Source organism: Thauera sp. SWB20, assembly GCF_000831325.1.
GTDB lineage: Bacteria > Pseudomonadota > Gammaproteobacteria > Burkholderiales > Rhodocyclaceae > Thauera > Thauera aminoaromatica.
The window spans coordinates 105,622-119,183 of sequence record NZ_JTDM01000018.1; the positions used below are offsets into that span (position 1 = coordinate 105,622).

The 13,562-nt window shown below is 69.4% G+C and carries 12 protein-coding genes and 1 pseudogene; 3 read left to right on the forward strand and 10 right to left on the reverse strand.

All coding sequences use genetic code 11. The features are described from left to right. Nucleotides 1-478 precede the first annotated feature (478 nt). Together PO78_RS23390 and tal are read left to right on the forward strand one after the other, a co-directional pair. A pseudogene (locus PO78_RS23390) lies at nt 479-1,036 on the forward strand (pseudouridine synthase); the annotation flags it as partial. A 312-nt stretch (nt 1,037-1,348) separates the two neighbouring features. Next, nucleotides 1,349-2,425 (forward strand): transaldolase, encoded by a 1,077-nt coding sequence (gene tal / locus PO78_RS23395; RefSeq protein ID WP_043743941.1) that lies wholly within the window; start codon nt 1,349-1,351, stop codon nt 2,423-2,425. A gap of 42 nt (nt 2,426-2,467) precedes the next feature. Here the strand turns inward: tal and PO78_RS10875 are convergent, their stop codons facing one another. From PO78_RS10875 to PO78_RS10920, 10 genes are all read right to left on the reverse strand, one after another. Beyond that, nucleotides 2,468-4,375: a chemotaxis protein CheA gene (locus PO78_RS10875; RefSeq protein WP_012585868.1), complete on the reverse strand. Its 1,908-nt coding sequence runs from the start codon at nt 4,373-4,375 to the stop codon at nt 2,468-2,470. A gap of 75 nt (nt 4,376-4,450) precedes the next feature. Next, nucleotides 4,451-5,305 carry a protein phosphatase CheZ gene (gene cheZ / locus PO78_RS10880; RefSeq protein WP_004309319.1) on the reverse strand — a complete coding sequence of 285 codons (855 nt, stop codon included), beginning with the start codon at nt 5,303-5,305 and terminating at the stop codon, nt 4,451-4,453. A gap of 31 nt (nt 5,306-5,336) precedes the next feature. Next, nucleotides 5,337-5,735: a chemotaxis response regulator CheY gene (cheY, locus tag PO78_RS10885; RefSeq protein ID WP_004309318.1), complete on the reverse strand. Its 399-nt coding sequence runs from the start codon at nt 5,733-5,735 to the stop codon at nt 5,337-5,339. Between the two features lie 30 nt (nt 5,736-5,765). After that, complete coding sequence (locus tag PO78_RS10890; protein ID WP_004309317.1) at nt 5,766-6,725, reverse strand: chemotaxis protein; 960 nt, start codon at nt 6,723-6,725, stop codon at nt 5,766-5,768. Between the two features lie 9 nt (nt 6,726-6,734). After that, nucleotides 6,735-7,703, reverse strand: coding sequence for a chemotaxis protein (locus tag PO78_RS10895; RefSeq protein WP_004309316.1), 969 nt, complete (start codon nt 7,701-7,703; stop codon nt 6,735-6,737). 16 nt (nt 7,704-7,719) lie between these two features. Next, nucleotides 7,720-8,712 carry a flagellar motor protein MotB gene (gene motB / locus PO78_RS10900; protein WP_043743745.1) on the reverse strand — a complete coding sequence of 331 codons (993 nt, stop codon included), beginning with the start codon at nt 8,710-8,712 and terminating at the stop codon, nt 7,720-7,722. A 76-nt stretch (nt 8,713-8,788) separates the two neighbouring features. Then, nucleotides 8,789-9,643 carry a flagellar motor stator protein MotA gene (gene motA / locus PO78_RS10905; RefSeq protein WP_004309314.1) on the reverse strand — a complete coding sequence of 285 codons (855 nt, stop codon included), beginning with the start codon at nt 9,641-9,643 and terminating at the stop codon, nt 8,789-8,791. Between the two features lie 192 nt (nt 9,644-9,835). Beyond that, nucleotides 9,836-10,423: a flagellar transcriptional regulator FlhC gene (gene flhC, locus PO78_RS10910; protein WP_004309313.1), complete on the reverse strand. Its 588-nt coding sequence runs from the start codon at nt 10,421-10,423 to the stop codon at nt 9,836-9,838. Nucleotides 10,424-10,433: 10 nt separating this feature from the next. Next, a complete protein-coding gene (gene flhD, locus PO78_RS10915; protein ID WP_004309312.1) occupies nt 10,434-10,751 on the reverse strand; it encodes a flagellar transcriptional regulator FlhD in 318 nt (105 codons plus the stop codon). Between the two features lie 156 nt (nt 10,752-10,907). Then, on the reverse strand, nt 10,908-12,836 hold the full coding sequence (locus PO78_RS10920; RefSeq protein ID WP_004309311.1) for a diguanylate cyclase: 1,929 nt from the start codon (nt 12,834-12,836) through the stop codon (nt 10,908-10,910). A 144-nt stretch (nt 12,837-12,980) separates the two neighbouring features. Here PO78_RS10920 and PO78_RS10925 point away from each other — a divergent pair, with 144 nt between their 5' ends. Then, nucleotides 12,981-13,529 carry an NUDIX hydrolase gene (locus PO78_RS10925; protein ID WP_004309310.1) on the forward strand — a complete coding sequence of 183 codons (549 nt, stop codon included), beginning with the start codon at nt 12,981-12,983 and terminating at the stop codon, nt 13,527-13,529. The last annotated feature ends 33 nt before the right edge of the window (nt 13,530-13,562 follow it).

A 13,562-nucleotide genomic window follows, 5' to 3' on the forward strand; every position in this document is an offset into this window, starting at 1 on the left:
TAACGGAAGTCGGGGAACCGCGGAAACGGTCATCCCATATGGGTAAGGGTGCTGCGGGCCGGATGACCGCACCGGCCGAGTAGGAGCCCCACATCATCGCGACATCCGAGGTGAAGCCAAGAGCGCAAGTCCAACCGATGAAGCATACCCTCGCTGTCGTTGCGTGTGCCATCGGAGTTCGGAATCACGGCACGCGGTGTTACGAATATATTGCCACTCGCGTTCTATTGATGGCCTAACGGGGGTCCTGTATTACGATAATTTCGAGGATAACCCGGAAAAGTGGCGTCGCAGAAGCCGCATGAATGCTGGGTTGCCTGTTACGAATATATTGTGCAGAAATAGCCGGCCCGCGGCCGGCCGAGCTGGATGCGAAAGCGACCCGCGTGGTCGCTTTCGTGCTTTATGGCCGGTACGAGCGTCGGCGCGCGCGCGCAGCCCCCTGCGCGTCGGCGAGGCACCACCGACGAGACACGAGATGCTCGAGATCCTCTACCGCGACGACTGGCTGGTTGCGATCCACAAGCCCTCCGGCCTGCTCGTGCACCGCAGCCCGATTGCCGCGCACGAGGAACGCTTCGCGGTGCAGCTGCTGCGCGACCAGCTCGGCCGCCGCGTGTATCCCGCCCACCGGCTGGATCGCGGCACCTCGGGCGTGCTGCTGTTCGCGCTCGATCGCGAGGTGGCGCGCACGCTCGCGCAGCGTTTCGAGGCGCAGGCGGTCGACAAGCGCTACCTGGCGGTCGTGCGCGGGCATCCGCCCGAGCACGGCGTGATCGAGCACGCGCTGGTACGCCGACTCGATGCGGTCGAAGTGCGCAGCGGCAAGGGCGCCGGGGCCCGCGACGCGCTGCCCGAGGATGTCGACGACAGTGATTCGCCAGAGGCTGCCGAGCCGGTCGCCCAGCCCGCGCGCACCCGCTTCCGCCGCCTCGCCACGGTCGAGCTGCCGCACGCGGTGGACCGCTACCCCAGCAGCCGCTACGCGCTCGTCGAGCTCCTCCCCGAGACCGGCCGCCGCCATCAGCTGCGCCGCCACCTCAAGCACATCGCCCACCCGATCATCGGCGACGCCACCTACGGCAAGGGCCGCCATAACCGCCTGTTCCAGGCGCTCTTCGGCAGCCACCGCCTGCTGCTCGCGTGCACGCGGCTGGCGCTGGCGCATCCGGTGACGGAGCGCCCGCTGGAGATCGTGGCGCCGGTGGCGGAGGATTTTGCCGCAGTGCTCGCGGCGCTCGGCTGGCAGACGGCACAGCGCAGCACTTTCGAGGCAGAATCCAGGCTTTCCGCCGCCCGCGGGCCCGCGCCCGAGCGGCCCCGTTCCCACGACACTCCAGGTAGAACGATGAACCCGCTGCTCCAGGTACGCCAGCACGGCCAGCAGATCTGGCTTGACAACCTCTCCCGCACCCTGCTCGAGGAAGGCCACCTCGCCCGCTTCGTCGCCGACGACGGCGTCGCCGGCGTGACCACCAACCCGGCGATCTTCCACAAGGCGATTTCCGGCGGGCGTTATTACGAGGACGATCTCGCCGCGCTCAAGCAGCAGCCGCTGAGCGCCGAGGCGCGCTACGAGGCCCTGGTGATCCCCGACGTGCAGCGCGCCTGCGACCTGCTCGCACCCCTGCATCGGGACAGCGGCGGCAGCGCCGGCTACGTCAGCCTGGAAGTCTCGCCCGCGCTCGCCCACGACGCCGACGGTACCGTGGCCGCCGGCCTGCGCCTGAAGGCCGCGGTCGACCGCCCCAACCTGCTGATCAAGGTGCCCGCCACGCCGGCGGGCCTGGTCGCCATCGAGCGCCTGATCGGCGAGGGCGTCAGCGTCAACGTCACGCTGATGTTCTCGCTCGCGCACTGCGAGGGGGTGGCCGAGGCCTACCTGCGCGGGCTCGCGCGTCTGCGCGCGGCGGGCGGAGACGTCGCGGGCGTGATGTCGGTGGCGAGCCTGTTCCTGTCGCGGGTCGACACCCTGGTGGACAAGCTGCTGGAAGAGCGCGGCGGCGACCTGCCGGCGCTGCGCGGCCGCACCGCGGTGGCGATGGCACGGCTGGCCTACGAGGCCTACCAGGAGCGCTTCCACGGCGCCGGCTTCGAGGACCTGGCCGCGGCGGGCGCACGTCCGCAGTACATGTTGTGGGCAAGCACCGGCACCAAGAACCCGGCCTACAGCGACCTGCTCTACGTCGAGCCGCTGATCGGTGCCGAGACCATCAACACCCTGCCCGACGCCACGCTCGACGCCCTGCGCGACCACGGCCGCGTGGCCTCGACGCTGGAACAGGATGTCGAGCAGGCCGCCGCCCACTTCACCGCGCTCGCGGCCGCCGGCATCGACCTCGTGGCCGTGGGCGAGCGCCTGCAGCAGGAAGGCGTGGCGCAGTTCGAGCAGGCCTTCGCAGGGCTGCTCGAACTCACCGCCTGAGTTGCCACCTCGCTCGCCAGCCGAGCACGACCGGGGCGGCGGCTACGCCGCCTCGAACAGCGTCGAGCGCGACACGCTGCGCCGATCGCCGGCCGACTCGAGCAGCTCCTTCATGTCGAGGATCAGCACGATCTGGCCGTTGGCGAGCGTGGTCACCCCGGCCACGCCCTTCGGTCGGAAGACCTCGAGCGACTTGATCACCGCGTCCTCGCGCCCGGCGAAGCTGTCGATCGCGAGAATGAACACCGCGGCGCCCGACTGCATCACCACGCCATACTGCGGCACCGCCTCGCGCGGCCAGCCGAGCAGCGCGGACAGCGGCACGATCGGCAGCACCTCGCCGCGCACCACCATGGTGGCCTTGCCACCGACGTCCTGGATGCCGCCCGGCTCGATCGGCAGGATCTCGCGCACCATCGACAGCGGCACGGCGAAGGGCTGATCGCCGAGGCGCACCAGCAGCACCGGCAGGATCGCCAGGGTCAGCGGCAGGTGGATCAGCAGCGTGGTGCCCTTGCCGAGCTGGGACTGGATCTCGATGCTGCCGTTGAGTTTCTGGATGTTGGTGCGCACCACGTCCATGCCGACGCCGCGGCCGGACACGTCCGACACCTTCTCGGCGGTGGAAAACCCGGGCAGGAAGATGAGGTCGTAGCTCTGGCGCTCATCGAGCGTGCTCGCCTCCTCGGCGGTGATCACGCCTTGCGCGAGCGCCTTCGCGCGCAGCCTCTCGGGATCCATGCCGCGGCCGTCGTCGGCCACGGTGATCACGATGTGGTCGCCCTCCTGGCGCGCCTCCAGGCGCAGCACCGACTTGGCCGGCTTGCCGGCGGCGGCGCGCCGGGCGGGATCCTCGATGCCGTGATCCACCGCGTTGCGGATGAGGTGGATGATCGGGTCGGAGAGATCCTCGACCATGGTCTTGTCGATCTCGGTGTCCTCACCGACCAACGCCAGCTCGACCTCCTTGCCGAGGTTGCGCGCGAGATCGCGGGCGATGCGCGGGTACTTGTGGAAGAGCCGGCCAATCGGCTGCATGCGCGTCTTCATCACCGCGTTCTGCAGATCGGAGACGAGCAGGTCGAGCTGGCTCACCGCCAGGTCGAGCGCCTGCAGGGTCTCGGTGTCGGTGCGGCCGGCAAGGATGTCGCTGCGCAGCGCGTTGAGCCGGTTCTTGGTGAGGCCGATCTCGCCCGAGAGGTTGAGCACCTGATCGAGGCGGGCGGTGTCCACCCGGATCGAGTTGTCGCGCTGACGCTCGCCCTCGCGCCGACCGACCGGCGCGCCGGCACCGGGCACGTCGCTGGCGCGGCGGCCGAAGGCGGCGGCGACCACCGGGTCGGCAGCCGCCGCGGCGGCGGCGGGCACGAGCGCGGGAAGCGGCGCGGGCCGCGGGATCGCGGGCGCCGCGACGGGCGCTCCGGCCGGCGCGGTCGCGCCGGTGACCGCAGCATACAAGGCATCCCAGTCGGGCCCGCCCGGCCGCGGCAGGACCACCCCGGCGGGCCGCACCTCGGCGGCGGGCGCGACGGGTGCCCCCGCGGCGGCTGCCGCCGGTCGCCCGGCGCACGCGGCGCGCAGCGCCTCGAGCAGGTCGGGCGCAGCCGGCCCCGGACGGTTGCCGCGGCCGAGATCGACAAACATGTCGCGCACCGCGCCGGTCGCCGACAGGATCACGTCCATGCGCTCGGGGGTGACCTCGAGCTCGTGCTTGCGCAGGCGATCGAATAGGCTCTCGGTGAGGTGGCACAGGGTCACCAGCTCGGCCGCCCCGAGGAAGCCCGCGCCGCCCTTGATGGTGTGGAAGCCACGGAAGATGTCGTTGAGCAGGCCGGGGTCATCCGGGCTGTGCTCGAGTTCGACGAGCTTGTTGTCGACGTCGGACAGCAGGTCGCCGGCTTCGACGAGGAAGTCCTGCAGCAGATCCTCCATCCCGGCAAAATCACTCACGGCTTGCTCCTGGTTGCGGTGCGACCCCACGCGGGACGATCACCGGTTCGCGCGGGGTCCGGCCCCGCGGCTTGGTCAGAATCCGAGACGCTCGAGCAGCTCGTCGACCTGGGCCTGGTCCTGCACCACGTCGCTGCGCCCGGCCGGGTCGATCACCGGTCCGTTGAGCAGCCCGGCCGCCTGCTCGGGCTCGAGCACCTGCGCCGGCGCGGCCTCGATCAGCACCTGCAGCAGCTGGGTCTCGAGCGTGCGGGTGAGCTCGACCAGGCGCTTGATCACCTGTCCGGTGAGGTCTTGGAAGTCCTGCGCCATCATGATCTCGTGCAGCTGCGCGCCGGTGCTGCGCGCGCCGTCGCCCACCGTGCCGAGGAAGGCGCGCGTGTCGGCGGAGAGTTCGCGGAAGGCCTCGGGACTCAGGCGGCCGGCGTAGAGTTCGTCCCAGCGCGCGCACAGCGCATCGGCCCCGTTCGCGAGTTCCGTCTGGATCGGCCCTGCCACGTCGGTGGCGTTGAGCACCCGGCTGGCCGCCTGCTCGGTGGTGCGGGCGACGTAGGTGAGGCGCTGGCGCGCGTCGGGCACGGCCTCGGCCGCCCGGTGCAGCGTGGTGTCGAGGCCGAGCTCGCGCAGCGCGTCATGGACCTGGCGGGCGAGCTGGCCGAGACGGTTGTACACCACGCCCTCGCCAGCCGCCGCGCCGGCATTCTCGACCGTGCCGCCCGCAACCGGCGCCGCGGCGCCAGCCTGCTCGGCGACGGCGTCGAAGAGCGCCTGCAACTCGTCGTTATCCCCGGACTCGTCGACCGGCAGGATCGATGCCGCCGGCTCCGCACCCGCACCCGCCGCGGCGAAGGGGTCGGCGGCAATGCTGTCGAAGAGCGCCTGCAATTCGTCTGAATCGCCCATCGAGTCCACCTTGGACTTCTTGCTCATATCCATGCTCCGTCTGCGCTGCGGACGAGGTTCATGCCCGGCCGCGGCCCATCTTCTCGAAAATCTTCTCCAGCTTCTCGGCCAGCGTCGCCGCGGTGAAGGGCTTGACCACGTAGCCGCTGGCACCGGCCTGCGCGGCGGCGATGATGTTTTCCTTCTTGGCCTCGGCGGTGATCATCAGCACCGGCAGGTGCTTGAGCTCGGGCGTGCGGCGGATGCTCTGCAGCAGGGTCAGGCCGTCCATGTTGGGCATGTTCCAGTCGGTGACGACGAAGTCGTAGGGGCTGGACTTGAGCTTCTGCAGCGCCACCGCGCCGTCCTCGGCCTCGTCGACGTTGGCGAAGCCGAGCTCCTTCAACAGGTTGCGCACGATGCGGCGCATGGTCGAGAAATCGTCGACGACGAGGAAGCGGGTCTTGGGATCGGACATCAGATGTCTCCGGGTTCTTTGCCTGTTCGGTCAGGAAGTCCGACGCGCCCGTTGCAGCATCGGGCGGATGGTGTCGGCCAACACTTCGGCGTCGAATTTTGCCACGTAGGCGTCCACCCCGACCCGCGTGCCCATGGCGCGGTTGGCCTCGGACGACAGCGAGGAGTGCATGACCACCGGGATGCCGGCGAAGCGCGTGTCGCTCTTGATGCGGCGGGTGAGCACGTAGCCGTCCATCTCGGGCATCTCGGCGTCGAGCATGATGAGGTCGATCTCGTCGATCAGCCGGTGCCCGGTGTTCTCGGCGTGGGCGGCCAGGCTGTCGAGCCGCTTCCACGCCTCCATGCCGTTGGTCGCGTGCTTGTGGCGCACACCGAGGCGGTCGAGCACCTCGGTGATCTTGCGGCGCGCGACCATGGAGTCGTCGACGAAGAACACATTCACCTCGTGGCCGTTGCCGATCGGCGCGATGTCGCCGACCACCGCCTCGCCGAAGGTGTCGGCGAGGATGGACTCGACATCGAGGATCGACACCAGGCGGCCGTCGTCGAGCTCGGTGATCGCGGTGATGAAGCCCTGCGTGCCGGTCGACACGTTCTCGGGCGCACGCACGCGCTCCCAGTCCACGCGCACGATGCGGTCGACCGAATCGACCAGGAAACCGAGCGTGCGCTTGCTGTATTCGGTGACCATCATCGCCTCGCCGAGCGGCGCCCCCGCAGAGGTCAGCCCGAGGATGACGCCGAGCGAGAGCACCGGGATAACGTTTCCGCGCAGCGAGATCAGGCCCTCGACACCGCGCGGCATGTTGGGTGTGCGGGTGATGAAGGGCGTGCGCGAGACCTCGCGCACCTTGAAGACGTTGATGCCGAAATGCTCGCCGGTACCGAGCGAGAACAGCAGGATCTCCATGCGGTTCGAGCCGGCCAGCGTGGCGCGGCCATCGACCGCGTCGAACAGGGCGGATTCTTCGTGACGGTTGTGTTCCATGGCTCTTCCTCAGCGTCCGCTCGCGGCCTCGGCCATGCCGAGCAGCCGGGTCAGCACCTGGGACAGGCGCTGCGGTTCGAACTTGGACACGTATTCATCCACCCCGACAGAGAGGCCGAGCTGGTGGTTCGAGCTGCCCGACAGCGACGAGTGCATGATCACCGGGATGCCGGCGAAGCGGCGATCGGCCTTGATCTGGCGGGTGAGCATGAAGCCATCCATCTCGGGCATCTCGACGTCGGTCAGCACCAGGCTGACGAAATCGGCGACCTTGCGACCATTGGCCTCGGCGCGCGCCGCGACCCGGGAGAGTTCCTCCCAGGCCTGGCGGCCGTTGACCGCGCCGACGTGGCGCAGGCCCATGGCATCCAGGGTCTGGGAGATCTGCTTGCGCGCCACCGAGGAGTCGTCGGCGAAATACACCACGTGGGCATCGGCACCCGGCAGCGGCGCGATGTCGCGGAACAGGAAGGCGTCGTCGTAGCGCGAGGTCTCGGAGAGCACGCGCTCGACGTCGAGCATCATCACCAGGCGGCCGTCGGCGAGCGAAGTCACCGCGGTCACCAGCCCGCCCAGGCGCGCGGTGAGCATCTCGGGCGGCACCCGCATCTGCGACCAGTCCAGGCGCAGGATGGTGTCGACACCCTCGACCAGGAAGCCCTGGGTGTGGCCGTTGTACTCGGTGACGATCATGATCTCGCGCGCAGCATCGTCACCGACCCCGACGTAGCGGCCGAGATCGACCACCGGGACGAGCGCGCCGCGCAGGCTCACCATGCCCTGCACCGCGTCGGGCATGTCGGGCGCGGCGGTGATGGTCGGCCGGCGCATCACCTCGCGCACCTTGAAGACGTTGATGCCGTAAGTCTCGCGGCAGCCGCTGCGCGCGTCCACGCCGAGCGTGAACAGCAGGATCTCGAGCTTGTTGGTGCCGGCGAGCCGGGTGCGGGCGTCGATGTTCTTCAGCAGTTCGGACATGGCTGCAGCCTTGGATTCAATTGGGCGCCGGGACAATCCCCGGGCTTCCCCTCATATCGGCCGGATTGCGCCCGACTTGAGCACCGCCCGGCGGCGGCGTGGCGCCGGGCGCCTGCTGGCTGCGCATCGCCTCCTCGGCCGCACGGTTGAGCACCACGATGCTGATGCGTCGGTTCGCGGGGTCGAGCGGATCGCCCGGATTCAGGTGCGCGGTGTCGGCAAGGCCAACCACGCGCAGCATCTTGCCCGCCTCCAGCCCGCCCGCCACGAGCTCGCGGCGCGCGGCGTTGGCGCGGTTGGAGGACAGCTCCCAGTTCGAGAAGCCGCGCTCGCCGCCTGCGTATTGGGCCGAGTCCGTGTGGCCGGACATGCTGACACGGTTGTCGACATCGTTGAGCGCAGCGGCGATCTCGCGCAGCAGCTCGCGCGTATAGGGGCGCAACTCGGCGCTCGCCGAGGTGAACATCGGCCGGTTCTGCGCGTCGACCAGCTGTATCCGCAAGCCCTCGCTGACGATGTCGATGAGGAGCTGGTTCTTGAACTGGCGCAGCGAGGGGTTGGCCTCGATGACCGCCTCGAGCTTGCCCTTGAGGTCGATCAGGCGCGCGCGTTCACGGCGCTCGGCGACGGCCTGCGCGGTGGCCTCGGCCTCGCTCTTGACGCGCGCGGGCGCGGCGTCGAGATTGATCGCGCGCGTGCTGGGGGTGTCGCCCCTGCGCACCTGGCCGACCTTGCGCGAGAGGTCCTCGCCACCGCCCTTGATGATGCTCGAGCTGTCGCCGGTGCCTTCGCCGCCCTGCATGGCGAGCTTGAGCGGGTTCTGGAAGTAGTCGGCGATGCCCTCGAGGTCGCCCTGCGCGGTCGAGCCGAGCAGCCACATCAGCAGGAAGAAGGCCATCATCGCGGTGACGAAGTCCGCGTAGGCGATCTTCCATGCACCGCCGTGGTGGCCGCCACCGCCCTTCTTGATGCGCTTGACGACGATCGGTTGCTGGGTATCGTCGCTCATCGCGCAACTCCGCACGCCGGCGCAGGGCGCGGCGCCTGGGGACGACGGGAGTCAGGGACGCGGGGGCTCATCGCGTTCAGCCCTTGCGGTTCTTGATTTCCTGCTCGAGCTCGGCGAAGCCCGGGCGGTCGGTCGAGTACAGCACCTTGCGGCCGAACTCCACCGCGACCTGCGGCGCATAGCCGTTCATGCTCGCCAGCAGCACCACCTTGATGACCTGGTAGATCTTGCCGCTCTCCTCGACCTTCTGCTCGAGCTGGCTGGCGATCGGCGCGACGAAACCATACGAGACCAGGATGCCGAGGAAGGTGCCGACCAGCGCGCCGCCGATCATCTTGCCCAGCACCGCGGGCGGCTGACCCACCGAGCCCATCACGTTCACCACGCCCATCACCGCCACCACGATGCCGAAGGCGGGCACCGCATCGGCGACCTTGGAGACCACGTGCGGCGCCTGGTGCGCCTCCTGGTGGTGGGTCTCGATCTCCATGTCCATCAGGTTCTCGATCTCGAAGGCGTTGAGGTTGCCGCCCACCATCATGCGCAGGTAGTCGGTCATGAACTCGACCGCGTGATGGTCGGCGGCGACGCTCGGGTACTTGGAGAAGATCGGGCTGGAGTCGGGGTTCTCGATGTCGTTCTCGATCGACATCAGGCCTTCCTTGCGCACCTTGGCGAGGATCTCGAACAGCAGCGCGAGCAGGTCGACATAGAGCGCCTTGTTGTACTTCGAGCCCTTCACCGCCAGCGACAGCGAGCCGAGCGTGCCCTTGATCGCCTTCGGGCCGTTGCCGGCGACGAAGCCACCGATCATCAGGCCGATGATCGCGAGGTACTCCATGGGCACCCACAGCGCGGCCAGGCTGCCATGCACCGCGTAGGTGCCCAGCGAGGCGGCGAGGATGATGACGTAGCCGATGATCAGGAACACGGGGAAACTCCGAAGCGTTTCGCTGCGCCGCGCACGGACCGGCACGGCTCTCGCAGGGGATAACGGCGGCGGCGGGAGGAACTTGAACGCGCCGGGGCGCGACGCCACGCCGTGCGCGGACGTGACATGGGCCGCCTGTTTCCAGCGCGGCCCATGTAGGAACCTGCATGCGGGCCGGAGGGCCCGCCGGGGTCAGGCGACGACCGCCTTGCGGCTGGCGGCCGTCGTCTTGTGCGTGGGCGCGACCGCCTTGCGGGTGGTGGTCTTGCGGCGCGCGGAGCCGGCGCGCGAGGGCATGTTGCACAGGCCGCACACGTAGTCGTGCACCGGATCGTGGGCGTGGGCGACGAACTCGCCGCCGCAGCGGGTACACGCGGCCATCTGCAGCAGGTCGGCGTCGAAGAAGCGCACCAGGGTCCACGCGCGCGTGAGGCTCAGCGCGGGCTCGATCACGCCGGTCTCGATGTGGTCGAGATAGAGGTGATAGGACTTGAGGATCGCGTCCAGGCCGTGCACGCCGGCCGGGCCGGTGAAGTAGCGGTACAGGTTCATGAACAGCGAGGAATGCACGTTCGGTTGCCAGGTCATGAACCAGTCGGTGGAGAACGGCAGCATGCCCTTGGGGGGCGAGGCACCGCGGACTTCCTTGTAGATCCTGAGCAGCTTCTCGCGGCTCAGCCTGGTCTCGACCTCGAGCATCTGCATGCGCGCACCGAGTTGCACCATCTCGACCGCACGACGCACGTCGTCGGCCTCTTCGATCACACTCTTGTTCTTCATTCGGCACTCCTCAGCGCGCATCGGCCGCCGCCTTGCCGGCGGCGAGGATCGCCGCGTGCAGGCCCGCGCTGGCGGCATCCCGCCCTTCGCCCGCCATGAGCCGGGCCAACTGGGCATCGTCGAAGCGGAAGCAGGGCAGCAGCGTCGGACTGGACGCCATCCTGACCAGCTTGGCCGCCGACATCGACTCGATCAGGTCCGCGAAGGCCTCGCCGATCCCGAGCCGGAACAGCGCGGTCGCGCGGTCGTCGCGCAGCATCTGCTGTGCCAGCATCAGGTAGGCGAGGTTGAGTTCGCGGATTTCTTCCTGGAAGTCGGGGCGATCCATGGTTTTCCATCCCGCACGGGGATCAACGTCTGCAAGTTAAAGTAGTTTCTCAGGAGCGGCAAGCCGCTCCCCCCGGCTCCGTGCCGCATTTCACGCACAAGGTGTCGCCCCCGAACAACACCTGCCGGCGGGGCGGCCGCGCCTTCCCGCCGGCATTCAGCCCGCGCCGGACTGGAGCTGGAGTGCGGCGATGCAGTTGCGGCCACGCTGCTTGGCACGATACACGCTGTCGTCGGCACACTTGATCAGTGCATCGACGCTGCCCATGGCGGGCACGCGCATGGCCACGCCGACGCTGGCAGTGAGGAAGATCTGCGGGCCGCCGGTCTCGACCGGACTGGCCTGCACGGCCACGCGCAGGCGCTCCGCGACCAGCATCGCCGCCTTCAGGTCGGTATCGGGGCACAGCACCAGGAACTCGTCGCCACCGGTACGGCAGATCAGGTCCTGGGCGCGCAGCGCGCCACGCAGGGTCGCCGCGGCCTGGCGCAGGGCCATGTCGCCGACGTCGTGCCCATGGGTGTCGTTGATGGTCTTGAAGCCGTCGAGGTCGACGATCATGACCGAGAAGGCGCGACCGTGACGCGTCGCCGTGGCCCACTCGGCCTCCATCGCCTCGATCGCCCGACGGCGGTTGGGCAGACCGGTGAGCGGGTCGGTCAGCGCGGCCTCCTGCAGGCGGCGGTTCGAGATCGACAGCTCGGCGGCGAAATTGCGCAGTTCCTCGCGCTCGTGCTCGAGTTCCTGCTGCAGCACCAAGGTGCGCACGCAGGCACGCAGGCGCACGGTCAGCGCCGCACGTCGCAGCGGACGGACGAGGAAGTCGTCAACCCCGGCGCCGGAGGCGGCCAGCAGGCGCGCCTCGTCGTCGCTGCCGAGCATGCAGATCACGTACACGCCGCGTCCGAGGCGCATGTCGCGCAGGCCGCGCACCACCCGTTCCCCCTCCTCCGACCAGTCCGCGACCAGCAGTTGCGGCTGGACGTCGAGCGCGGCCTCGAGCGCGGCGTCCGCGCCCGCAGCAGTGAACGGGACGATCCCCGCGGCTTCGAGCTCGCCGCGCAACAGCTCGCGGTCCTCGCGCGCGCCGGCCACGACCAACGCACGCATCGGCTGCGGACCAGCGGCCTCGGCGGCCACCTTGGGCGCCTCGCCAACCGCATCCACCGCCGCGCTGCCCACCTCGGCGAAGCGGGGCGCGTCCTCGGTGCGGATCTGCAGCAGCTTGCCCCACTCCGCCCAGTCGCGCCCGACGCGCTCGCACAGCGAGACGAACTCGCCGCGCCCGAGGCCGAGGCGGCCCGCCAGGCGCAGCATCGGCGCCATCAGACGCACGTGCTCGGAATCGGGCGCGAGGCACAGCTGCGCCACCGCGCGCGCCAGCACGAGGCACTGCACGATCCCGGCCTCGCGCGAATCCTCCGCGTAGCCGGCCAGCTCGGGCTCTTCGTGGAAGCGCACCGGTTGCACCAGCGCGTCCGGCACCCCCCAGTCGGCAAGCATGGCGGCACCGAGCTCGCGGTGGTTCATCGCGAAGGCCTGGTCCTCGAGCACCACCTGCTGCAGGGCGGGATCGCGCTTGAGTTCCGCGAGCAGGCGGGAGAAGGCCTCGGGATAGAGGGTCGCGAGCGAGAGCTCGCCCACGCGAGCGAGCAGGCCGAGGCTGAACGCCTCGTCGGGTGCGACCACGCGCACGCGCTGGGTGAGCGCCTGCATCGAGATCGCCATCAGCAGCGCGGAGGACCAGAAACGCGGGTAGTCGAAGCCCTGGCAGGTACCCTTGCGGTAGGTCGACAGCAGCGAGAAGCCCAGCGCCAGCGTGCGCACGGCGGGCAGGCCGAGCACCATCAGCGCTTCCTGCACCGACACGATCGCGCGCCGGTTCTCCGCGATGAGGCCATTGGCCGCCTTGATCAGGCGCCCGACGAAGGCGGGATCGCCCTTGATCACGCGGCCGAGCTCGGCCAGCGAGACGTCGGGCGCCTGCGTGAGCCGGATGATCGCGAGCGCCACGCCGCGCGGCGAAGGCAGGTCTCCCGCCGCCTTGAGCTGCGCATATCGCTTCATGTCGATCGGTTGCGGCATCCCTTTACACTCCCTCGCTCGCTGTCGCCGGCCGATTCTGGCACAGAGCCCGCTTCATCGGCCGACTGGCGTCATTCTTTAGGCCGTGCTGCCGGCAGACGGGTCAAAGCAAGCTAGAATCGCCGAAAACCATTGTCCGCGACCATGAAATACTGCTCGAATTGCGGCGCCACCGTCGCCTTCCGCATCCCGCCCGGGGACACCCTTCCCCGCCACGTCTGCGAGCAGTGCGGCACCATCCACTACCAGAACCCCAAGTTGGTGGTGGGCGCGCTGGCCGAGTGGGAAGACCGCGTGCTGCTGTGCCGGCGTGCGATCGAGCCGCGCCACGGCATGTGGACGCTGCCGGCCGGCTTCATGGAGAACGAGGAAACCACCGCCCAGGCCGCCGCCCGCGAGACCCTGGAGGAGGCCTGCGCGCGCATCGAGGTGGGCGAGCTGTACACGCTGATCGACGTGCCGCACATCAGCCAGGTCCACATCATCTACCGCGCCCGCCTGCTCGACCTCGACTTCCGCCCCGGCGAGGAGTCGCTCGAGGTCGCGCTGCTGCGCGAGGACGAGATCCCCTGGGAGCGGATCGCCTTCCGTTCGATCGCGATCAGCCTGCGCCACTTCTTCGACGACCGTCGCAGCGGCCGCTGGCAGCTGCACACCGCCAGCCTCGCCCCGCCGCCACCGGATTGGCGCTGAGGCCCGGAGGCCCGGCCGATACATGCTCCCGCA